This window comes from Flavobacterium litorale (assembly GCF_019613795.1).
Classification (GTDB): Bacteria; Bacteroidota; Bacteroidia; order Flavobacteriales; family Flavobacteriaceae; genus Flavobacterium; species Flavobacterium litorale.
The window spans coordinates 106,129-130,203 of record NZ_CP080429.1; the positions used below are offsets into that span (position 1 = coordinate 106,129).

17 protein-coding genes are annotated in these 24,075 nt (G+C 37.5%); 6 read left to right on the forward strand and 11 right to left on the reverse strand.

Annotated elements, in window-relative coordinates; genetic code table 11:
* Nucleotides 1-9: 9 nt before the first annotated feature.
* Together K1I41_RS00530 and dapF are read right to left on the reverse strand one after the other, a co-directional pair.
* Nucleotides 10-540, reverse strand: a complete 531-nt coding sequence (locus tag K1I41_RS00530; RefSeq protein ID WP_220640747.1) for a GNAT family N-acetyltransferase — start codon at nt 538-540, stop codon at nt 10-12.
* Nucleotides 534-1,316: a diaminopimelate epimerase gene (gene dapF / locus K1I41_RS00535; RefSeq protein WP_220640748.1), complete on the reverse strand. Its 783-nt coding sequence runs from the start codon at nt 1,314-1,316 to the stop codon at nt 534-536. Before dapF ends, K1I41_RS00530 begins: the two co-directional genes overlap by 7 nt.
* Nucleotides 1,317-1,442: 126 nt before the next feature.
* Between dapF and K1I41_RS00540 the strand changes: the two genes are divergently transcribed.
* The 3 genes from K1I41_RS00540 (at nt 1,443) to K1I41_RS00550 (ending at nt 5,048) form a co-directional block, all read left to right on the forward strand.
* Complete coding sequence (locus tag K1I41_RS00540; protein WP_220640749.1) at nt 1,443-2,834, forward strand: S1C family serine protease; 1,392 nt, start codon at nt 1,443-1,445, stop codon at nt 2,832-2,834.
* A gap of 160 nt (nt 2,835-2,994) precedes the next feature.
* On the forward strand, nt 2,995-3,363 hold the full coding sequence (locus K1I41_RS00545) for a hypothetical protein (RefSeq protein ID WP_220640750.1): 369 nt from the start codon (nt 2,995-2,997) through the stop codon (nt 3,361-3,363).
* Nucleotides 3,364-3,599: 236 nt separating this feature from the next.
* On the forward strand, nt 3,600-5,048 hold the full coding sequence (locus tag K1I41_RS00550) for a glyceraldehyde-3-phosphate dehydrogenase (RefSeq protein WP_220640751.1): 1,449 nt from the start codon (nt 3,600-3,602) through the stop codon (nt 5,046-5,048).
* A gap of 371 nt (nt 5,049-5,419) precedes the next feature.
* Here the strand turns inward: K1I41_RS00550 and K1I41_RS00555 are convergent, their stop codons facing one another.
* The 8 genes from K1I41_RS00555 to K1I41_RS00590 all read right to left on the reverse strand — a co-directional run bounded on the left by K1I41_RS00555 (nt 5,420) and on the right by K1I41_RS00590 (nt 16,877).
* Nucleotides 5,420-7,684 (reverse strand): aconitate hydratase, encoded by a 2,265-nt coding sequence (locus tag K1I41_RS00555; RefSeq protein ID WP_220640752.1) that lies wholly within the window; start codon nt 7,682-7,684, stop codon nt 5,420-5,422.
* Between the two features lie 286 nt (nt 7,685-7,970).
* Complete coding sequence (locus tag K1I41_RS00560) at nt 7,971-8,354, reverse strand: hypothetical protein (protein WP_220640753.1); 384 nt, start codon at nt 8,352-8,354, stop codon at nt 7,971-7,973.
* 192 nt (nt 8,355-8,546) lie between these two features.
* Nucleotides 8,547-9,500, reverse strand: a complete 954-nt coding sequence (locus K1I41_RS00565; RefSeq protein WP_220640754.1) for an AAA family ATPase — start codon at nt 9,498-9,500, stop codon at nt 8,547-8,549.
* A gap of 102 nt (nt 9,501-9,602) precedes the next feature.
* On the reverse strand, nt 9,603-11,018 hold the full coding sequence (locus K1I41_RS00570; RefSeq protein ID WP_220640755.1) for a peptidylprolyl isomerase: 1,416 nt from the start codon (nt 11,016-11,018) through the stop codon (nt 9,603-9,605).
* A complete protein-coding gene (locus K1I41_RS00575; protein ID WP_220640756.1) occupies nt 11,002-11,856 on the reverse strand; it encodes a hypothetical protein in 855 nt (284 codons plus the stop codon). Before K1I41_RS00575 ends, K1I41_RS00570 begins: the two co-directional genes overlap by 17 nt.
* A complete protein-coding gene (locus tag K1I41_RS00580) occupies nt 11,856-13,829 on the reverse strand; it encodes a peptidylprolyl isomerase (protein WP_220640757.1) in 1,974 nt (657 codons plus the stop codon). Before K1I41_RS00580 ends, K1I41_RS00575 begins: the two co-directional genes overlap by 1 nt.
* A gap of 174 nt (nt 13,830-14,003) precedes the next feature.
* Complete coding sequence (locus K1I41_RS00585) at nt 14,004-15,932, reverse strand: OmpA family protein (RefSeq protein ID WP_220640758.1); 1,929 nt, start codon at nt 15,930-15,932, stop codon at nt 14,004-14,006.
* A 12-nt stretch (nt 15,933-15,944) separates the two neighbouring features.
* Nucleotides 15,945-16,877 carry a PorP/SprF family type IX secretion system membrane protein gene (locus K1I41_RS00590; protein WP_220640759.1) on the reverse strand — a complete coding sequence of 311 codons (933 nt, stop codon included), beginning with the start codon at nt 16,875-16,877 and terminating at the stop codon, nt 15,945-15,947.
* Between the two features lie 187 nt (nt 16,878-17,064).
* Here K1I41_RS00590 and K1I41_RS00595 point away from each other — a divergent pair, with 187 nt between their 5' ends.
* Complete coding sequence (locus K1I41_RS00595) at nt 17,065-18,654, forward strand: peptide chain release factor 3 (protein WP_220640760.1); 1,590 nt, start codon at nt 17,065-17,067, stop codon at nt 18,652-18,654.
* An 86-nt stretch (nt 18,655-18,740) separates the two neighbouring features.
* On the opposite strand, the gene K1I41_RS00600 is transcribed toward K1I41_RS00595, so the two are convergent.
* Nucleotides 18,741-22,601: an Ig-like domain-containing protein gene (locus K1I41_RS00600; RefSeq protein WP_220640761.1), complete on the reverse strand. Its 3,861-nt coding sequence runs from the start codon at nt 22,599-22,601 to the stop codon at nt 18,741-18,743.
* 418 nt (nt 22,602-23,019) lie between these two features.
* Here K1I41_RS00600 and udk point away from each other — a divergent pair, with 418 nt between their 5' ends.
* Both udk and K1I41_RS00610 read left to right on the forward strand, forming a co-directional pair.
* A complete protein-coding gene (udk, locus tag K1I41_RS00605; protein WP_220640762.1) occupies nt 23,020-23,628 on the forward strand; it encodes a uridine kinase in 609 nt (202 codons plus the stop codon).
* A 97-nt stretch (nt 23,629-23,725) separates the two neighbouring features.
* A complete protein-coding gene (locus K1I41_RS00610) occupies nt 23,726-24,061 on the forward strand; it encodes an FtsB family cell division protein (protein ID WP_255566943.1) in 336 nt (111 codons plus the stop codon).
* Nucleotides 24,062-24,075: the final 14 nt, after the last annotated feature.

The window sequence follows — 24,075 nt, forward strand, 5'->3', positions numbered from 1 at the left end:
AGTATTGTGTTAGGGTTGTTTAATTAACTGGTATAATGCTTCATCAGCATATCCACTTCCTTTTTTATTCCAGTCTTTTTTAATGCCTGTGCACGTAAAACCAAAATTAGTAAAAAGGGATACACTGGGCGTGTTATTTGGAGTTATATTTGCATAAAGTTGATGGAGTTGTAATTGTGTAAAGGCATACTCTATTAGTAACGATAAGGCTTGGCTGCCAATACCCTCATTTCTATTAAAAGTATCCTTTATAACAATACCTAAGCCCGCCCTATGGTTTATGGGGTCAAAATCAAAAATATCAATAAGCCCTACAGCTTCAAAATTATTATTCTTGCATATTGCCAGGCGTAATTGTTTTGCCTGAAATATATCCTGATGGGCATTTTCGAGGTACTGCCGTATTAAAAAGCGGCTATATGGTGTTACGGTATTGCTAACCTCCCAAATGCTTTCGTCGTTCTCCATTTGGTAAACAAAATCCAAATCGTCAGGCTCTAAAGCACGTAAATAAACAGTATCGCCTTGTAGTGTTACCATTGTATTTCGCCTTTAAAAACAAACGTTGCGGATCCTGTTAAATACACATCCGTAAAATTATGGTTGTTTTGGTTGAACGAAACTTGTAGTTCCCCTCCTACTGTATCTAATTTTACCGAATTGCTATCTGTTTTACCAAGCACTTTCATGGCTATGGCTACTGCCGTTACACCCGTACCACACGAAAGGGTTTCATCCTCAACACCACGTTCGTACGTACGTACTGAAAATTTGTCAGCATTTACAGGGGCTACAAAATTAATATTTGCACCTTTAGCACCGTATAAATTGCTGTACCTAATTTTTGCACCTTCTGCTTTTACATCAAGCAAAGGTAAATCCTCTGTTAATGTTACATGGTGGGGCGACCCTGTATCTAAAAAAACATAACTATCCTTAATGTCAACTTCGGTTACATCTTTCATTTGTAACGATACAGTACCATTTTCGGCTATCGTTGCGTAATGTTTACCATCTATTGCATTAAAAGTAGTTTTATTATTTATTATACCCAATTTATTGGCAAATGCTACTATACATCGTCCTCCATTACCACACATACTGCTTTCATTTCCGTCGGCATTAAAATATATCATACGAAAATCAGTAGTAGCATCGTTCTCTAATAGTAGTAAGCCATCGGCACCAATGCCAAACTTTCTGTCACACAGCTTTTGGATGAGTTTGGTATCATTTTTGGAAAACGTATTGGTACGGTTATCAATCATTACAAAATCGTTTCCTGTCCCTTGATATTTATAAAATATGTTTTGCATTATTTTTAAAAAGTATCAAACAAAAATACAAATAAATGGTTGTTAACCATTGTAAATATTTGAGTGTAAAAAATAACTTTTATTTTTTATTATAACGATTAATAAATTTAAATACTGTTTAGCATTATGAAGAGATTTTCGAGCTTATTTATTGTAGCACTGTTGAGTGGAGCTACTACCTTAGGGGCTTATAAACTGGTATTTGACGAGGATACTAATGCAAGTACTGCGTTATCAGTAGTCCCAACACAAACTAACTATACAAAAGCAGTAGCACTAGGTGCTGAAACTGTAGATTTTACCAAAGCTGCCGATGAGGCCGTGCATACCGTAGTACACGTTAAAAACGTTTCGTATTCACGAACGCCATCTAACCCTGTGTTAGAGTATTTTTATGGCTATCGTGGTGGCGAGCAACGTGCACAGGTAGGAACAGGATCGGGAGTTATTATTACTGAGGATGGTTATATTGTAACCAACAACCACGTAATACAAAATGCCTCGGAGTTAGAGGTAACACTAAACAACAATAAATCGTACAAGGCAAAATTGGTAGGTACCGACTCTAAAATGGATATTGCACTCCTTAAAGTAGATACGGTCGAAAAACTACCTTATGCTACATTCGGAAACTCAGATGATATTCAGGTAGGCGAATGGGTACTTGCCGTAGGTAACCCCTACAATTTAACCTCTACAGTAACGGCAGGTATCGTATCGGCAAAAGCTCGAAATTTAAGTAAAGACGGTATTCAATCGTTCATACAAACCGATGCTGCTGTAAACCCAGGTAATAGCGGTGGTGCATTGGTTAACACCCGTGGGGAGCTAATTGGTATTAACACCCTTATCTCTTCGCAAACAGGTTCGTATATTGGTTACTCTTTTGCTGTACCCTCTAACATTGCCCGAAAAATTATAGAAGATATTATGGAGTTTGGTAACGTACAGCGTGGTGTGCTTGGCGTACGTGGTGGCGAACTGAATAGTACCGTATCTGAAGAATTGGGTATTACCGAAACACAAGGTTTTTATGTAAACAGTGTTGTAGAAAATTCGGGGGCGGCAAAAGCTGGTATAGTAAAAGGCGATATTATTACCACAGTAGATGGAAAACCTGTGCGTAGTTTTTCTGAACTGAATGCGGCTATTATTACGAAACGACCTAACGATGTGGTACAGGTAGGTATAAACCGCGATGGCGATAGGATTACCTTACCCGTAAAATTAAGCAAAAACGAAATTTACAGTTATAGTGGTCTGGAATTAGAGAACATTAGTAAGGCTGAAAGGAAAAAACTGAAACTCGATTATGGTGTACGTATTAAAAATATTACCGATGAACGTTATATGCCTTATTACGAAGAGTTAAAAGGGGGTATTATATTGAGTATTGATAATATAAAGGCTAAGGATATAGAAACAGTATCGGATATTTTATCGGTTAAAAACCCTAACCAAAAAACCCGTGTAGAAATGATTACCAAAAGCGGAGAACTAGTGCGCTTTATTATGTAATACCAATAATATAAGTTAGCTAAACTGCCCTACCCTATAGTTGGTGTAGGGCAGTTTTATTATACGTAGTATATACAAAAGCAACTTTATAATAACATTAGCGTAAATAGTATGTGTTAGGGGTTTAGGTATTTTTGGCAAATATTACGAAAACGGATTAATGAAAAAGAAAACTGCACGCAAGCTAGAGTACTTTTTACATTTTATTACGGCTTTGCTACTCATTATAAAAGGTGTAGACGAAGTAGTTAAAGGTTTATACTTCCCTGCTTCTATTATATTAGGAATAGCGTTATTGGTATTTATACTCATCTTTTTTTGGCGCAAACTAAAAATAAAACCAAAACAAGTACGTATAACATGTTGGTATCTGGAGTCGCCCGCACTATTAGTAGTATCGTACGTACTACATTTAGAAAAGAAAGAATTTACACCCTACATATTTTTGCTCGCTGCTATAATGTATCCTGCAATGGGCTTTATTTCCTCTAAAAAATTTAAAAAAATACGAAAATCAGCTATAAACTAACTATTTACAGCCAATAATAGCAAATATTCTTCCCAATTTAAAATAGTAGTTATTTGCAACTAAATAATTTGTAGTGAATAATTTTAAGTGTGTTATGTAGTATAATCTTCAAGGATTTAGTCATATCTATACATAACTGGGAATAAGGGTAAAAAAAGTTAAAATTATTTTTACGAAAACGTTTGAAATATATACTTTTGCAGCCTAGTAACAACACTAATTAATCTTTTATCTTCATGAACAATAATGTTTTATACGAAAAAGAACTGTCTTTCCAAGCCGACAGAAGGAGAGCGGGGGTAGAATTCATTAAAATTGTAAGCGACCTATGGTACGACAAGTCTATAGAGCTTATACTATTCAGAAACCAGCTTATCGACAGAAACGTAAGCAACATTATTAACTTGCACGAATATGCAGTAGAGTTTGTTAACAAACCAATCAATATATTCGACTCTGTAGAGATTGCAAGAGCCATACAATCGTTAGACTTACCACCAGCACGTATTGATATTGGTAAACTTACTTACGAATATCATTTGGAAGATGACAAGTACAACGACGCTACTGCTTTTGTACTTGATAAATTAAAAGATGCTAAATCGAGTCAAGCTATTGAGCCTAAGGATGTAGTACTATACGGATTTGGTCGTATTGGTAGGTTATTGGCACGAGAAATGATGTCTAAAACTGGAAAAGGTAACCAACTACGCCTTAGAGCTATTGTTACCCGTGATAAGGAGAGTGTAGAATTACTTGAAAAAAGAGCGTCACTATTACGTTATGACTCTATCCATGGTGATTTTGAAGGTTCGGTAACTATTGATGCCGAAAATAACACACTAATTGTAAATGGTACTACGGTACACATGATTAGTGCTAATGCGCCTGAAGATATTGATTATACTAAATACGGTATTAACAACGCATTAATTATAGATAATACAGGTGCATTTAAAGATGAAGAAGCTTTAAGACGTCACCTATCGTCAAATGGTGCCGAAAAAGTACTACTTACTGCACCTGGTAAAGGCGTACCAAACATTGTACATGGTGTAAACCAAAAAGAGTACAATCCAGACGAGGTTGATATTTTCTCGGCAGCATCCTGTACTACCAATGCTATTACACCCGTACTAAAAGCAATAGAAGACACATTGGGTGTAACCAAAGGGCACCTAGAAACAATACACGCGTACACCAACGACCAGAACCTTGTAGACAATATGCACAAAAAATACCGTCGTGGTAGAGCTGCTGGTTTAAACATGGTTATTACCGAAACTGGGGCTGGTAGCGCTGTTGCAAAAGCATTACCATCGTTAGCAGGTAAATTAACATCAAATGCAATACGTGTACCTGTACCCAATGGGTCGTTAGTAGTTTTAAACCTTGAGGTAGATAAAAACACTACAGTAGCGGAGATAAACCAAATAATGAAAGATTACGCACTAGAAGGCGAACTTGTAGAGCAGATTAAATACTCATTGAGCAACGAACTAGTATCGTCTGATATTGTAGGGACATCGCAACCTGCAATATTCGATAGCAATGCAACCATAGTTAGTGCTGATGGTAAAAACATAGTACTGTATATATGGTACGATAACGAGTATGGCTACAGCCACCAAGTAATACGCTTAGCAAAATACATATCAAAAGTAAGACGTTTTACGTACTACTAATAGGATAAATGCGAGCAGAAAAAGTAACCTATTTTCTATACAAAACCCGACACAATTGTGTCGGGTTTTTTGTTTGTAGTTATTATGAGTAGACACGACGAAGTAATCTTACGCAAGCATTATAATGCCTATACAGATTAACATATTTCGTTGTAATACACCAGAAATAACATAAGTTCATACTGAAAATATTTAGCTTTAATCCTAAAACCTGCAAAGTTTTGTAAATCTTTCAAATTGTAAATTAAATAATCCGTTCGGAGTGCTGCGAGGTCTACATACCTTGTAGCTATCAACTTTAAAATATAAGAACCAAAAAAACGCCCAACCTTTCGGTTGGGCGTTTATGGTTTTATTAGGAAAGCTAGCTACTATTTGTTAGCAGCAGCAATTAGGTTAAGTGCGCTACCCGCATTAAACCATCCTATTTGCCCCTCGTTGTACGAGTGGTTTGCCGTTATAACATCTTTGGTACCATCTGCATGTACTACTTCTAGTGTAAGCTGTTTTCCTGGAGCAAACTCCGTAAGATCTATAAAGTTAAATGTATCATTCTCCTGTATCTTATCGTAATCTGCTTCGTTAGCAAACGTTAACGCTAACATACCTTGTTTTTTAAGGTTGGTTTCGTGTATACGTGCAAACGATTTTACCAATACGGCACGAACACCCAAATGGCGTGGCTCCATAGCAGCATGCTCACGCGATGAACCTTCGCCATAGTTATGGTCGCCCACCACTATAGAGGGTACATTGGCAGCCTTATAAGCACGTGCCACATTAGGTACAGCATCGTAATCGCCTGTAAGTTGGTTTTTAACACTATTTGTTTTCATGTTATAGGCGTTAACACCACCTATAAGCATGTTGTTTGATATATTATCGAGGTGACCACGGAAGCGTAACCAAGGTCCTGCCATAGAGATGTGGTCGGTAGTACATTTACCAAAGGCTTTTATAAGCAATTTAGCACCCATAATATTTTTGCCATCCCAAGGGGCAAATGGCTCTAGCAATTGCAAACGCTCCGATTCTGGACTTACAACTACTTGTACCCCAGATCCGTCTTCGGCTGGTGCTTGGAAACCTGCATCATCTACTGCAAAACCATCAGGTGGAAGTTCCCATCCTGTTGGTTCATCTAGCATTACTTCTTCGCCGTCTTCGTTAATTAATTTATCTGTAATAGGGTTAAACCCTAAATCACCTGCTATAGCTAACGCCGTAACCATTTCTGGAGATCCGACAAAGGCTAATGTATTTGGGTTACCATCCGCACGTTTAGAGAAGTTTCGGTTAAACGAGTGCACAATGGTGTTACGTTCCTCTTTTTCAGAACCCTCTCTGTCCCACATACCAATACAGGGTCCGCAAGCGTTGGCAAATACCGTCGCTCCAATTTTATCGAAGGTATCAATAAAACCATCACGCTCTATGGTATAACGTACAAGCTCTGAACCTGGCGTTATGGTAAATTTCGATTTTGGTTTTAATTTTTTCTCTGCTGCTTGTTTAGCAAGTGATACGGAGCGCGAAATATCTTCGTACGAAGAGTTGGTACACGACCCTATAAGCCCTACTTGTATGTTTAATGGCCAATCGTTTTTAATGGCTTCTTCTTTCATTTTAGATATAGGCGTAGCTAAATCTGGCGTAAAAGGACCATTTAAGTGTGGCTCTAGTTCCGAAAGGTTTATTTCAATAACCTGATCAAAGTATTGCTCAGGGTTTTCATATACTTCACTATCAGCAGTAAGGTAATCTGCCACTTTAGCGGCTTCGTCTGCTACATCCGCTCTGCTTGTAGCACGCAGGTAACGATCCATAGATTCGTCGTATCCAAAAGTAGATGTTGTAGCACCAACTTCGGCACCCATGTTACATATTGTACCTTTACCAGTACACGACATTGCTGTTGCGCCTTCGCCAAAGTACTCTATAATAGCACCTGTACCCCCTTTAACGGTTAGTATACCTGCTACTTTTAATATAATATCTTTAGGAGCTGTCCAGCCCGATAATTTGCCTGTAAGTTTTATACCTATTAGTTTCGGGAATTTAAGTTCCCAAGCCATTCCGCTCATTACATCTACAGCATCAGCACCTCCTACACCAATGGCAAGCATACCTAATCCGCCTGCATTTACAGTGTGCGAGTCGGTACCAATCATCATTCCACCAGGAAATGCATAATTCTCCAATACTACTTGGTGTATAATACCTGCTCCTGGTTTCCAGAAACCAATACCGTATTTGTTTGATACTGAAGATAAAAAGTCGAATACTTCGTTACTTTGTTCTTTGGCACGTTTTAAATCGGTTTTAGCATCTACTTTTGCTTGTATAAGGTGATCGCAGTGTACCGTGGTAGGTACAGCCACTTTTGGTTTACCTGCATGCATAAACTGTAGTAACGCCATTTGTGCTGTAGCATCTTGGCAAGCCACTCTATCTGGAGCAAAGTCTACATAATCTTTACCACGTGTAAAAGCCTGAGAAGGTGTTCCCTCCCAAAGGTGTGAGTATAAAATCTTTTCTGAAAGTGTAAGCGGACGACCGACAAGTTCACGTGCTTTATCAACACGCTCGGCCATAGTAGCATACACCTTTTTGATCATTTCAATATCAAAAGCCATAGTAAGTTGTTATTAATGTTCGTTTGTAAAAAAGTGCTGTAAAATTAGTAATTCTTAAATCAATTAAAAAATTTTTAGCGTTTCTTTAAATTATAAGAATAATTATTTATAAACGTTCTATTATGATGCATATAATACAACAAACTCACTTAACAGGGTGTTTTTTTTACGAATTCTCAAAATATCAATTCTATTTTGAGAATTTGAAAATTAGAATGGGTACTAAAAATAAAATAGCCGTTCACTTTTTTAGCAAACGGCTATTTTATTTGAGTAAAAACATCTTCTAAAACGATATAGTTAGCTCGTTATCTTCATAACTTTTAGTTGTTGTAAGGTAGTTATACAACATTTTTCCTGACATAAAAACGCCAGCACCAAATAGTGCTCCACCAATAACAAGCAGCATTATAGCATTAGTAGTAATTGTTTCGAACTCTAAAAACTCTGAATATACGGCACCAAGCATAAATAGGGAGAATAAGCCTAGTATGTTTCCGTATATGATTCCTGCCAACCTATTTTTATAGATAAGTTGTAATAATAACAGCCAGACGGTTAAGAGTGCAACATAGTTTACATGGCTACTGGCATACAAATTTTCCAGAAACCATGCTCCTCCAAGACCTATAAAAAAAATCTCGGGGAGATTAGTAAGGAGTGATTTCATTTTTTTTAGATTATATAACAAATATATAACGTAAAATGTTTGTTTTTATTTTATTCGCTAAAGTTTTTTGAATAAAATATTAACAATGTAATTTTAATACATGTTTATTATTACATTGATACTTTTTGTACTGTTTTGCTTTACAATTTGTTAGCACAAAAAAACTATTAAACTTACAACAAAAAAAGCTGTTTAAAACAGCTTTTTTATTATCGTTTCTTCTGTTATGCCTTCGGCATCGGCTTTGTAGTTTTTAATAATTCTGTGCCTAAGTATGCCTGTAGCTACTGCTTGCACATCTTCTATATCGGGAGAATATTTCCCATTAAGTGCTGCATTGGTTTTGGCAGCAAGTATTAAGTTTTGTGAGGCACGCGGTCCAGCACCCCAATCTAGGTAGGTATTAACATAATCGTCCGCTAAAGGGTTGCCTGGTCTGGTTTTACCTACAAGGCTAACGGCATACTCTACAACATTATCAGCAACGGGTATGCGTCGGATAAGGTTTTGAAAATCGAGAATTTCCTGTGCGTTAAATAGTGGTGTTATGGTTTGTTTTGTATCGGTAGTAGTACTTTTTACTACTTGTACTTCTTCATCAAACGTTGGGTATTCTAATTTTATGGCAAACATAAACCTATCAAGCTGTGCTTCTGGTAGCGGGTACGTTCCCTCCTGCTCTATTGGGTTTTGTGTTGCCAAAACAAAGTAAGGCAATGCTAGCTTGTAATGATGCCCTGCAATTGTTACTGCTTTTTCCTGCATAGCCTCTAGTAAGGCTGCTTGGGTTTTGGGCGGTGTACGGTTTATCTCATCAGCTAATATAATATTAGAAAATATAGGGCCCTTTATAAATTTAAACTGTCTGTTTTCATCTAATATTTCGCTCCCTAATATATCGGATGGCATTAAATCGGGGGTAAACTGTATGCGCTTAAAATTCAACCCTAAGGCTTGTGATATGGTGTTTACCATTAAGGTTTTTGCTAAACCAGGTACACCTACTAATAGTGCATGGCCTCCCGAAAAAACGCTAAGGACAATTTGGTTTATTACTTCATCTTGCCCTACAATTATTTTTGCAATTTCTTTTTTAAGGTCTTTTTGCTTTTGCACTAAATGCTGAATCGCTGCTACGTCTGACATTGATGTTATATGGTTTAAATGAATGAAGCTAAGGAATTCCTTAGCTTCAAACTTAAAAATATTTTTACTCTTTACCTAACATTTATAGGTAGTGTACGCAAATTATTTTACCCAATCGTTAGCAAAATCGCATGTTTGGTATTCTTCGCTCACTTTTACATAGGTTTCTTTTATCTTTTCGGCACTCCATTTTGCAATTTCCTGTATTTGCTTTTCTTTTAGTGCTAGGTCTTTAATTTTGGTATAATCCAGCGCATAATCAGCTGTATGCTCATCGTAACGGTTAGTAACCGTCATTAACTTATAGCTTTTACCACTACGTGGGTCATCACTAAGTATTGGTTGTGTTACTTCGCCTTCTTTAAGGTCGGATACGTCACTGTATATTTCTGGTGGTAACTTGGTTAATTCAAAACGCGTTTCTAGCGTTCTTGGGTTCATTAAAAGCCCTCCACTATTTCGGGTTTCTTTTTCATCCGATTCTGATCGTGCTGCTTCGGCAAAACTTATTTCACCATTTACAATACGCTCTCTTATTTTCTCTGCTTTTATTTTGGCTGCCTGTAAGGCTTCGTTACTTACTTTAGGCATCATTAAAATGTGTCTTACATCGAGCTCGCGCCCTCGTATTTTTTCTACGTAAATAAGGTGGTATCCAAACTCTGTTTCTACAGGATCGGATATTTCTCCTTCTTCAAGACTAAAAGCAGTATCCTTAAATTCTTTTACAAACGATGTTTTTCGTGTCATTTTATAATATCCTCCGTTGGAACGTGATCCTGGATCTTCGGAGTATAGTACTGCTTTACTGTAAAAACTTGCACCGTTTTGCAATACATCATTTTTAATTTCGTTAAGCCTATCTATAACTTTTTGTTTTTCTACTTCGGATATTTCTGGCTTTATCACAATTTGTGCTACTTCCATTTCTGCACCAAAAACAGGAACATCGTCACCTTCAAACTTAGAGAAGAATATTCGTACTTCCTCTGGCGTAATCGTAACCTCATCAATTATTTTCTTTTGCATTTGCTCGGTAAGTTTCTGATTTTTTATCATATCAAAAAGTTCCGATTTAAGCGACTCTAAGGTTTTCTTTTTAAAGTAAGCTACCATTTTCTCTTCTGAGCCTATTTGTTCTACAAAGTAGTCTATCTGTCTGCTCATGGTTTCGTTTACCTCAGCATCAGATACTATTATACTATCCTGTATGGCTTGGTGCGCATATAGTTTATCTTCCATTAGCTTTCCTAAAAGCTCACAACGGGAAACATCTTTAATAGGTATATTTTGTGCTTGTAGTTCACGATACGTTAAATCGATATCCGAATCCAATACCACAAAGTCGCCCACTACTGCTACAACACCATCAACCTTTATTCTGTTGTTTTTACTTATAGGTGTTTTTTTAACGGTATCGGTTTGTACTTCTTTAATAATTTCTTGTGCATTGGCGGGTGCCAATACAAGAAATGCAAAAGCAAGAACGAGATATACCTTGCTACTTATAAACTTCATATTTTTTATTTTTAATCGCATCGTCTGTTATTTCTTTTTCTAACTTCTTTATTAACTCCAGTTTCCTGTTATTTATTATAAGTTGTTTTAAGGTTGGCTTTATATATTCGTATGGAGATATATTGTTTTTGTTAAGCACCTTTACAACTTTTACCATGTATACATCGGTAGAATCGGGATATTGGTATGAAATGTTTTCGCTAATGTAGGTATCACGATTATCGGGGGTTATAAAAGGTAGTTTGGTATATACCTGATTCATGTCTACCCATGTACTATCGTTAAACGCAAAACTTTTAAATTGTATCGATATATCGTTAAGGTCGTTAAAATCTTTCTTCTTATCGCTTAAAAACTTTTTCCTGATTTTCTCGAATTTAGGATGTTCCTTATCCAGCTTTATATATTTTAACCGTACTAAAGTTTCGGGAGTTCTAAAGTTATCCTTATAGGCGTCGTAATAATCGGCAATATCTTTATCTGTTACCAGCGTGTCTACGCTTCGTTTTACAAGTTCCTCAATATAGGCTTTGGTATATAAATCTACCTTATATTGGTTTACCAAAACATCATACTCCTTTTGTTTTTCTTGGCTGAGGTTTAACTCGGCAGCGTTGTAAAGCAGCTTTTGCGATGCCCAACGGTCTATAAAACTTTTAATAATTGCAATGCTGTCTTCTCTGCTAGTTCCTACGGGTACAATACCCTTTAGGTCTTCGGGATAAAGGTACGCATTATTAACGCGCGCTACTCCCTGCTCTGGTTTTTGCTCCTCTTTAAAATAGTTACAAGAGGAAAAACAGAGTATTGCAAGAAACAGTATTGCGTTTTTTATCATTATTGCTGAAGCTGTTTTTTAACTTTTTCGAATGCGTTTTGGTTTATCTTTACAGTAAACTCATCACGTAAAGTATCTACCCACGTACTTTCTAAATACTGCTGGTAATCGTTAATTACACGTCCTTTACATTCGGTAAACGATTTTGCACTAGCAGGTAGTACTTGGTTGGTATTTATTACGTAGTAATAGTCGTCTTCTTGTATAATTTTAGATACGCCTTCTTTATACTTGTTTTGTTTGGGTAGTGCGTCACTATCTGTTTCAAAAACACCGGATTTTTCTATTACAGCAACGTTATCTGCCGTATTCAACTTTTCTTTAATATACTCTGCATTTTTACCTTTTTTAAGGTATTTTCTGGTTTTCTTAATTACATCTTCATCAGTAGAAGAGTAAATATCAGCATCCACTCGTTGCTTCCATTGGTAATTGGCTACATTTTTGTTATAAAACTGCTCAAGTCCAACAGTATCTATCTTTGCTTTTTCCCATATTTCTTTCTCCATTAGTTCAAACAGCAATAACCCATCGCGGTACTCTTCCATAACAATACCAAACTCAGGAAATTCTCTTTCCAAGTTATCATCATAGTAAGTAGCTAGCTCTTCGTTTATGTATTTATCAAATACATTCTGAGCATATTTGCCTAACGGTTTTAAAGGTGCAACAGCAGTTTGGTGTGAGGCCAGATAATCTAAATATCCTTTTACCTTAAGTTGCTTATCGTTATTAATAGTCACTAATGTTTTATCTAAAATATCGCTATCGGCAGGTATCGTCCAGGATTTTGTGTATACCTTATCGTTTAGTGTTTTTAATACTTTTTCGTATACCTTTTCGTTTCTGTCTATTGTATATTTTGCTCTCAACTTTTCAGTCATCGAGGCTGCAATTAACTTAGAGCGGTCGTCGCGTTTAATTCTACCCTCAAATTCTGCTTTTAAATCTTCAAAAGGTTTTGCTGGATGTTTTTCGATTAGTTTTACGATATGCCATCCGTACTCTGACTGAAATGGTTTTGAGTACTCGCCTTCGGTTTTTAATGCAAACGCTTGGTCTTCAAAAGTTACCGAACTTAACTCTCCCGAACTAAATTTGTTAAGCCTCCCTCCTACTGGTGCGGTAGATTTATCTTGTGAGAATTGCTTAGCAAGGCTTTCAAAATCTTCACCTTGTTTTAGCTTTTGGTATATTTCGTCTATGGTTTGTTTTGCCTTAGCTTCTTGTTCAGCATCTTCTTTTCTTGGCTTTAGTATCATTATATGAGCCGCAGTAATATCACCTCTGTTCTCTCGTACATCATTTACTTTTATTAAATGGTATCCAAAACGAGTGCGTATTGGCATAGATACTTCTCCTTTTGGTGTGCTATAAGCACCATTTTCAAACTTGTATACCATTCTGAATACTGAAAAATACCCTAAGTTGCCTTCATTTTGTTTTGCTGATGGATCCTCAGAGTATTGTGCTGCAAGTTTACCAAAGTCTTGCCCAGCTAGTATTTTTTTACGCACATCCATTGCTTTGTTGTACGCTTTAAGCGTGTCGGCAGGTTCTGCATTTTCGCCTACCATAAACAGAATATGCGATGCGTTGATTTCTTTTTTAGAGCGTTCGTAGGCTTCTCTAATAAGTTCGTCGGTTACTTTTGTATCAGTAAGGTAGTTTTTAGATAATTGTATGCGGTACGATTTTAACTCGTTTAGGTACTTTTTGCCGTTTTGCAAACCAAGCTTGTTTGCTTTATTTACTTTTAGTTTATAGCCTATAAAAAGGTCAAGATAATTATCTAAATCTTTTTGAGAATCGTCTTTTACCAGTTCAAGGTTTTTGTTATATACTCTTACAAACTCGTTGGTATAATACGGATTTCCATCTATGGTAAATAAAACCTCTTTATTTTGTTGCTGCGCAGCCATTGTTGCTACAACACATAAGCATAAACTTAAAAGAACCTTTTTTAATTTCATTGTTGTTAAAATTTATAACACTTAATAACTCGGTTAGTAAACGTACTTAGCTACGTATTAGTATAAAATACAGCAGCTTTTTTGCGACCAACAAAAGTAATAATTCATTAAGATAATACAACAATTTAAAGGCTAAAACATTAAAATAAAATACTGCTATGGGTTTGGTGTATTTTATTTTTGGACAATTATAAAATCAGACCGCCTGTTGTACAGGTGTTCTTCTTCGGTACACTGCACACCGTTGCTGCATTTGTTGCGTAATTGCGATTCTCCGTAACCTGTAACACTTATTATGCGCTTTGGTGCTATACCTTTAGCCATAATGTAGTTGTAAGTGGCTTGTGCCCTCCTCTCGGAAAGGCGTTTGTTATAGGCATCGTTCCCTCTCGAATCGGTATGGGATTCTATTTTTATAATTATTTCAGGAAAATTATCTAGTACGTATACTACCTTATCGAGCTCTTTTGCTGCTTGTGGCGTAATATCCGATTTATCGAAATCAAAATAAATAGGTTCTATTTTAATTTTCTCTACGTTATCTTCTTTAACAACAAGGTCTTTAAAATTAACTAGTTGCAAATCTATTTTCACTTCCCCAGAGGGTCTGCCAGGCGTTTCGGTATCTTTCTCATCTTTACTATAATTTGCTTTAGATGCTGTAACCATTATATAGTAATTGCAAGGAACGTCTGGTATGGTATATACGCCTGCATCATTTGTTACTACTTGTCCAACTTTATCATGATTTCCTTCGGCAATTACAGTAACACCTGCAATAGGTGCTCCGCTATTGGCATCGGTTACAATACCTGTAAGTGTATGAATACAAGGTGGCTTTTGTTTGGTAAAGTAATAAATATCGTCATCCCCTTTACCACCACTTCGGTTGGATGAGAAATAACCATAGTTATTTTGCTTATCAATACTATAAGCAAAATCATCGCGGTTGCTATTTACAGGTTTTCCTGCGTTTTTGGGGTCTGTAAAAGTCATATCGGCTTTTATAGTGCTTTCAAAAATATCCAATCCGCCCAACCCATAATGACCATCGGATGCAAAATAGAGCGTTTCGTCGTTTACAAACGGAAACATTTCTTTTCCTGCTGTATTTATAGTTGCACCAAGGTTTTTGGGCGCACCATACGTACCATCATCATTAATAGTAACAACGTAAATATCGGTTTCGCCGTACCCGCCAGGCATATCGCTCGTAAAAAACAGGTATTTGCCATCGGCACTTAATGCAGGGTGCGCTACGGAGTAGTTAATGTTATTAAACGGTAGCACTTGAGTATCTGTTATTTTCTCGTCGGCTATAGTACCTTTTACAATGCGTATATTGTTTGTACCATCGTTGGCGCTATTAAGCCTATCGTAAGCCGTTACGGTATTGGTACTGTAATAAACGGTTTGTAAATCGGGTGTAAAAGCTACTGACGAATTATGGTAGCGTGTTTGTGCTTTGCGCATAAACTTTTCCTCGTTCGTAAAAGAACTATCGGCAGCGTTGTACTCGGCAACATATAAATCTAAAAATGGTTGTTCGTTCCATTGGTATTTTCTGCCTCCTAAATGGGCTGTATCTTTACTGGACGAGAAAACAATTTTATTGCCATAAAAAGCAGTACCAAAATCGGCTTTAGTACTATTACTAGCAAGGTTAATTATACTGTATAACGGTGGTGTTGTATTAATACTATCCAGTTGCTTTTTTTCGCGTTTAAATCGCTTCAATAAATCCATATTACCTGCCTGCTCTAAATGATTTTGCAACACATTATCGGCTTTTTGGTACTGCTCGGTGACGCGTAATGCTTGTATGTATCTATGTAAATGAGCTTCATCTAAATTAGCAATATCACTCTTTTCATACCAGTTCTGTGCTTGTTGGTAGTTGTTAATATAATAGTAGGTATCGGCAATTTTTAGTTTTGTTTGTTTTGTGGGAGTGTAGCCAGCATCTATGTACGATTGGTAGGCTTTGGCAGCATCTACATACGCCATAGCATCAAACAGCTTATCGGCTTTTTTGAGTTTGTACTGTGCAAAACAAGTGGTTATGCTAAACAATAAACAGGTTATAAGTAGTATTCTTTTCATAGACTGTTTTGTTTAAAAGAATCGGGACGATTTAATACGTTTGGTTTTAGGCTGTAACTGGAAACGCAATATCAACTCATGCGAACCATCGTTGTACTTGTTTAATTCGGTTACCGAATAATCGTACGAGTAGCCCAAAAAGAATTTTTCTGTAATTTGGAAACCCGCCAATGCACTCATGGCATCGTCCCAGCGGTAGGCAAGCCCTAACGTAAGTTTTTCTTGTAAGAGGAAGTTCGCTGACACATCTACTGTTATTGGAGAGCCTGATACTATTTTACCCAAAACAGCAGGTTTAAATTTTACACTGTCCGATAAGTCGAAAACATATCCTCCTATAACGTAATAATGCAACCTGTCCGAAACTACCGTTTCCTGTATATCATCGTAATAATTATCGCGTAAAAAATTCGGGATGGATACACCTGCATACCATTTACTGGTATAATAATAAATACCCGAGCCTATAGTAGCCGATATTCTGTTGTTAATATTGTTATTGAGTAAAGGGTCGCCCTCTTGAAAAAATCGCCCACGCGACCAATCAATGTTCAATACCCTAGCACCTGCTTTTAACCCAAAAGCAAGCCTGCCCTCTGCGCCAAAATATAATGTATAGGAAAAATTACCGTTAACATAAAACTCATCTGTAGGACCTATACGCTCGTTAGTAGCACTCAAACCCAAGCCCACTTTATCGTTCCATATAGGCGAGTGTATGGTAAATGCTTGTGTTTGTGGTGCACCATCAATACCTATCCATTGCGAGCGGTGCTGTAACGTAGCATCCAACCCCTCTGTAGAGCCTGTATAAGCAGGATTTACAGTAAGCGTATTGTACATGTACTGGGTATATTGTGGGTCCTGTTGTGCTACAATATTTTGCGCAAACAGCACAAACAGTAGCGGTAAATACCCTTTTAAAACGGTAAAAAAGAGCTTCATTTTTCTTTCATATTATTTTTCTTTTCCACAACATCGTCATACAGCTTTTGTAAAAGTAACATTTTCAAGCATATTCAACACACTTAGCACTACAGTTTTTACACAGTTACTGGCTATTTCTTATGAATATAATGAATTTAAAAGCTATTTTTGCACGATTTTTAAATGCTAAAGGAAAATTACAACCATGGGTTTTACGGAAGAAATTGACAGAAGACGGACATTTGGAATTATATCGCACCCCGATGCGGGTAAAACAACGCTTACCGAAAAATTATTGCTTTTTGGTGGTGCCATACAAGAAGCTGGAGCTGTAAAAAGCAACAAGATTAAAAAGGGTGCTACGAGTGACTTTATGGAGATTGAACGCCAAAGGGGTATATCCGTAGCTACATCGGTACTGGCATTTAATTATAAGAATAAGAAAATAAATATTCTTGATACTCCAGGTCACAAAGATTTTGCCGAAGATACCTTCCGTACGTTAACTGCCGTAGATAGTGTTATTGTTGTAATTGATGTTGCCAAAGGTGTTGAGGAACAAACGGAAAAACTGGTTAAGGTTTGCCGTATGCGAAACATACCTATGCTGGTTTTTATTAATAAGTTAGACCGTGAGGGTAAAGATGCTTTTGACCTTATGGATGAAGTGGAACAAAAACTCGGGCTTACGGTTACACCGCTGAGCTTCCCTATTGGTATGGGCTACGATTTTCAGGGTATTTATAACATTTGGGAAAAGAACATTAACCTATTTAGTGGCGATAGTCGTAAGAATATTGAGGAAACCATTGCTTTTTCTGATATTGAAAATCCTGAATTGGAAAAACTTATTGGAGCTAAGCCTGCCGAAACGTTGCGTGAAGAATTAGAACTTATAGACGAGGTATACCCGCCATTTGATAGAGATGCCTACCTTAAAGGCGATTTGCAGCCTGTATTTTTTGGTTCGGCATTAAATAATTTTGGGGTGCGTGAGTTATTGGATTGTTTTATTGATATTGCGCCTACACCACGACCTAAAGATTCTGATTCGCGTACGGTAACGCCTAATGAAGATAAATTTTCGGGTTTTGTATTTAAGATACATGCCAATATGGACCCTAAACACCGCGATAGGATTGCGTTTGTAAAAATAGTATCGGGTACTTTTGAGCGTAACAAACCTTACTTGCATGTGAGGTTAAAAAAGAATTTGAAATTTTCGAGCCCGAATGCTTTTTTTGCGGAGAAAAAAGAAATTGTAGATGTATCGTACCCTGGAGATATTGTGGGATTACACGATACAGGTAACTTTAAAATTGGTGATACGCTTACCGAAGGTGAGCAAATGAGTTTTAAAGGCATACCTAGTTTTTCGCCAGAGCATTTTAGATATATCAATAATGCAGACCCTTTAAAGGCAAAACAACTTGACAAGGGTATTAACCAGCTTATGGACGAAGGGGTAGCCCAGCTTTTTACTTTAGAGATGAATAACCGTAAGGTTATTGGTACTGTAGGTGCACTACAGTATGAGGTAATACAATACCGATTGGAGCACGAATATGGTGCAAAATGTTCGTACGAGAATTTCCCTGTACACAAAGCGTGTTGGGTAAAACCCGATGACCCTAAAAACAATGAATTTGCCGAGTTTAAACGAATAAAGCAAAAGTTTATGGCTAAAGATAAATATGGGCAATTGGTTTTTCTTGCCGATTCTGAATTTTCGATACAGATGGCGCAACAAAAATACCCTAGCGTAAAACTTTTTTTTACGTCTGAATTTGATTAAATAGCTTTAATAAAAATTTGAAATATACTGTAAATAAAAAGCCCCGTGCCAATGGCACGGGGCTTTTGGTTGTTATAAACAATCGTTTAGTTTTTAAGTACTTTAAACGATGTTGTTTTGTTAGCGCTTGCAGCTCTTACAATATAAGTTCCTGCCAATAGGCTTGTCATGTCTACCTGTACGGTAGTACCATTAGTATTACGCTCTAGTACTGGTTGCCCTAATAAATTGTAAACAATTACTGTTGTAATGTTTTCGCTAAACTCTAGGTTAAGCACATCGTTAACAGGGTTGGGGTAATGTGTAAAGTTAGCTTTAGTAAGTGTTGGTGTACTCAATACCTCATCTGCTGTTACTGCCAGTGCTACACTTGGGCAATCGCCGTTGTTAGCTACCGCGTAATAGGTAGCACCATCTACAAGCTCGGTAGTAGTATCTATTATCATAGTAAGTGCTTCATCAGCATACCAAACCAAGTTATCTCCTGTTACATCAAGGTCGGCAATTGTATCTCCTGCATTAAATTCTTGTGTAGCATCGCCTACAGGCATTGGTGTAACATTTACGGTAACCTCTACGGCTGCACGTAAACTCTCGCACTCGTTTATCATTTGCGATACATAGTATGTTCCTGTTGTTAGTATTGTTTCTGGGGTTAAAGGTACACCTCCTGCTACTGCATCATACCATTGTGGCATTATTGTACCTTCCGCTATTAAATCGGCTACTGTTGTAAAGCCACAGAATGTTTGTGCATCTACCGTTGGTACATCATTTACAGTAAGTACGGCTGCTACCGCAGTTCTTGCACTCTCACAACCGTTTATGGTTTGTGATGCGTAATAGATAGTAGTTCCTTCAGATAATGGAGTATCAATACTCACAGTCGTATCACCGGCTGCTGAAGCGTACCATACTAAGTTCTCACCCATTATTATTATTTCGGCTACGGTTGCTGCATTACAAAATACCTGTACTTCTTCTGCCATAGGTGCTTCGGGAATAGCATTAACCGTTACATCAATCATTGCACGTGGACTTTCACATCCGTTAATCGTTTGCGATACATAGTATGTTCCTGTTGTAAGAGCATCTGTCATAGTTAGTGCATCGCCTCCTGTTTCGGTAGCATACCACATTGGCATATCGCCAGATGTTACCATTAAGTCAGCTACTGTTGCCATTCCGCAAAACGTCTGTGCATCGGCTGTTGGCATCATCGGTATATCGTTTACGGTTACGTTAACCATTGTTCTTTCACTCTCACAATCATTTACGATTTGCGATACGTAATACATTCCTGTTGTAAGAGCATCGGTCATAGCTAAAGCCGTTCCACCTGTTTCCATATCGTACCACATTGGCATATCGCCTGCTACCATAAGGTCAGCTACTGTTGCCGCACCACAAAATGTTTGTGCATCGGCTGTTGGTGCTACTGGTATTGGGTTTACCGTTACGTTAACCATTGTTCTTTCACTTTCACATCCATTTACGGTTTGCGATACATAGTACATACCTGTTGTAAGGGCGTCTGTCATGGCTAAAGCTGTTCCGCCAGTTGGCATATCGTACCACATTGGCATATCACCTGCAGCCATCAAATCAGCTACCGTTGCCGCACCACAAAATGTTTGCGCATCGGCTGTTGGTGCTACTGGTATATCGTTTACGGTTACGCTAACCATTGCTCTTTCGCTTTCACAACCATCCATAGTTTGCGATGCGTAGTATATTCCTGTTGTTACAGCTGCATCTGTTGCCAGTGCTGTTCCACCTGTTGCTACGTTATACCATTGTATTGCTTCTTCTTCCGTAACCATTAAATCAGCAACTGTTGTTGCTCCGCAATATGTTAAATCTGTTACTATAGGTGCTACAGTAATAGTAAGCACTACGGCAACGGCTGTACGCGCTGTACTTTCGCATCCATCAACAGTTTGCGATGCATAGTAAATCGTTGTACCTTCTGTAAGTGCCATATCATTTGCTAATGCAGTACCGTCTGTAAGGGTTTCGTACCAAAGTATGTTTTCTCCGTTTGTTGCTATATCGGCAAGAGTTGCCACATTACAGAACTCTTGTACGTTTGCATCTACTGTAGGTGCATCTGGTATTGGGTTTACTGTTACGTTAACCATTGCTCTTTCACTTTCGCATCCATTTACGGTTTGCGATACATAGTACATTGTTGTTGTAAGGTCAGTATCTGTTGCTAATGGCATACCACCTGTTTCGGCTGCGTACCACTGTGGCATATCGCCAGCTGTAACCATTAAATCGGCCACGGTAGCTGCACCACAAAATGCTTGTGCATCGGCTGTTGGTACCTCTGGTATATCGTTTACTGTTATTGCCACGGCTGTTCTTTCACTTTCGCAACCATCTACAGTTTGCGATGCGTAGTACACACCTGTTGTCACAGCTGCACCTGTTACTAATGCCATACCACCCGTTTCGGCTGCGTACCACTGTGGCATATTGCCTGCTGTAACCATTAAATCGGCTACCGTAGTTGCACCACAAAATGCTTGTGCATCGGCTGTTGGTGCTACTGGTATGGCTTTTATTGTTACTTCAACCATTGCTCTTTCGCTCTCGCAATCATCTACAGTTTGCGATACGTAATATGTTCCTGTTGTTACAGCTGTATCTGTTGCTAATGCTGTACCGCCTGTTTCGGCTGTATACCATTGTGGCATATCGCCTGCGGTAACTGTTAAATCGGCTACGGTAGCTGCACCACAAATTTCTAAGTTAGTAACTGTTGGCATAGCTGGCGTAGGTTTTATTACTACTGCAACGGCTGCTCTTTCACTTTCGCAACCATCAACGGTTTGCGATACATAGTATACACCTGTTGTTACAGCTGTATCTGTTGCTAATGCTGTACCACCTGTTTCGGCTGCGTACCACTGTGGCATTGCTCCTGTAGTAATTGTTAAATTAGCTACGGTAGCATCATCGGCACATAACGATTGTGGATCTGCTGTTGGTAAAGCTACCACGCCACAAACCGACGTTGTAACTTGTATTGTATTTGAATTGTCTGCTGCCCCCGAAGTGTTGTAAGCTCTAACTCTGTAATAATATGTTGTTCCAGGCTCCAAACCTGTTACCATGTATGATGTTACATTTCCTACATCCAGTCCGTCATAACCCGCTACGAAAGATGGCGTAAAGCCACCATCAAAAGTATGAGAACCCAAATCTGTGGTTTGTGCAGTACTGTTGTATGTAAACGATGAAACAATCCACTCTGAATTATCAACATTCGTACCTCTGGAATCGTCCCAATCCGTATTAGGGTTTAAAACAGATGATTTTCTAATCAATATTTTATCTTTAGTTGCACCACTAACACCTGCAACACTCCATGCTGTCCCAGGGTCAACACCATTACCTACCGCGTCAATAAGATTATATGTAGCACCACTACCACCATTCCAAGCAAGCCCTACAGCATCATCACCATTATGATTAATGGTAGTACTAGTCATGTCAGCATTAAATACGTCTGTATTGTTATTGGCAATAACATATGTAGCGCCGTCGGCTAGTGTACCCGAAAGCGACACCTCTGCTTCTGGCCAACTCCCACCGTTAGATATTCTCCATATCTTATAATTGGCTAAGTCTACCGCTGCACCTGTACCGTTAAAAATTTCAACGTATTTTTTATTTCCACCACTACCTTCTCCATACTCTGAGATAATTAGGTTAGAGGCAAACGTACCGCTACCAAAGGTTGCCGATTCGCTTACGTCTAGGTAATATCCTGTGGCATTTGCCTCTGCATTCCAGTTGGCAGTAAAACCATTAGGTATTTCTGCCGTTCCTGCTGTTGCAGTAGCAGCATTAGGTACCTGACCGTAGGAAAGGGTAACCGTAAAAAACAACGCCATTAAAAATAAACGTTGCCATAAATTTTGTACTTTTTTCACCATAGCTTTAATTTTAATATTTTAGTTTATAGCATCTAAATAAAAGAATGTCAACAAATGTATTAACCTAAGCACGAGCCATAGTTTCGTGGAAATAAAATTAACATTAAGCTATTGTTAATCAATTGTTTTAACAGGAATATTACATTTAAAATCAAGATTTTACGAGTTATATTATAACTTCATATTTAAATTTTAATTTATTCATTCAGCTTTAAGCTATTGCAATACAATTTGGGTAACACGTTCAACTAAACCTTTGTTTATTACTAAATAAAACTTTACATTAACTCAGTAGTATACGTTTAAAGATGGAGTTATATGATTCTTTATATTAAATATTAATATAAAATAAGGTTTAACATAAAATGCCTGTTGAGAATTGCTACTTTTGCAAAACATAAAACAATACTATCTACAGATGCTTATCATAGGAATTGCAGGCGGTACCGGAAGCGGTAAAACTACTGTTGTACACCAGATAATGAATGAACTACCTGCTAGCGAAGTGGGTATAATATCGCAAGACTCGTATTATAAAGATAATTCAGAGCTTAGTTTTGAGGACAGGGCTAAAATAAACTTTGACCATCCGAGAGCTATTGATTTTGAATTGCTAACAGAGCATTTAAAAAAATTACGAAAAGGCAAAACAATAGAGCAACCCGTATATTCGTTTGTTACCCACAACAGAACAAAAGATACTGTAATTACGCACCCCCGAAAGGTAATGATTATAGAGGGCATCCTTATATTGGCTAGCCCCCAGCTAAGAGATATGTTTGATATTAAAATTTATGTACATGCCGATTCTGACGAAAGATTAATCCGTCGTTTAAAACGAGATATTGCCGAGAGAGGTCGTGATATGGACGAGGTATTAAATCGTTACCAAACTACCCTAAAACCAATGCACGAGCAGTTTATAGAGCCAACTAAAGCCCATGCCGATATTATTATACCTAACGATAAATACAATACAGTAGCTATAGATGTTGTACGGGCAGTAATAAACCAACGATTGACTTAAAAACATACCAAAAAAACACATTCGGTACAAATAGCTATACTTTACACAACTACGTCAGAAAAAAGTATTATTTTGTACTTATTTATAAACCAATACCATGAAACCTTTAGGCAAATTAACCGAGAAGTACCCTTTCCTGAAGATAATAGGAAACAGATACGTATTGGTTGGCTTGTTTTTTATTATATGGATGGTTTTTATAGATAATTATTCCTTGTATTTTGAGCATCCTGTATTGGACAACGAAATTGAAGAGTTAGAAGAAAATAAGGCTTATTACATTCAGGAAATAAAAAAGGATAGTATTAGTATAAAACAACTAAAAAATCCAGAACAAACGGAAAAATACGCGCGCGAACAATACTACATGAAGCGCGATAACGAAGATATATATATAATAGAGTTTGAAGAAAACGCTGAGGAAAGCGAATAAATCACTTTAAAAAC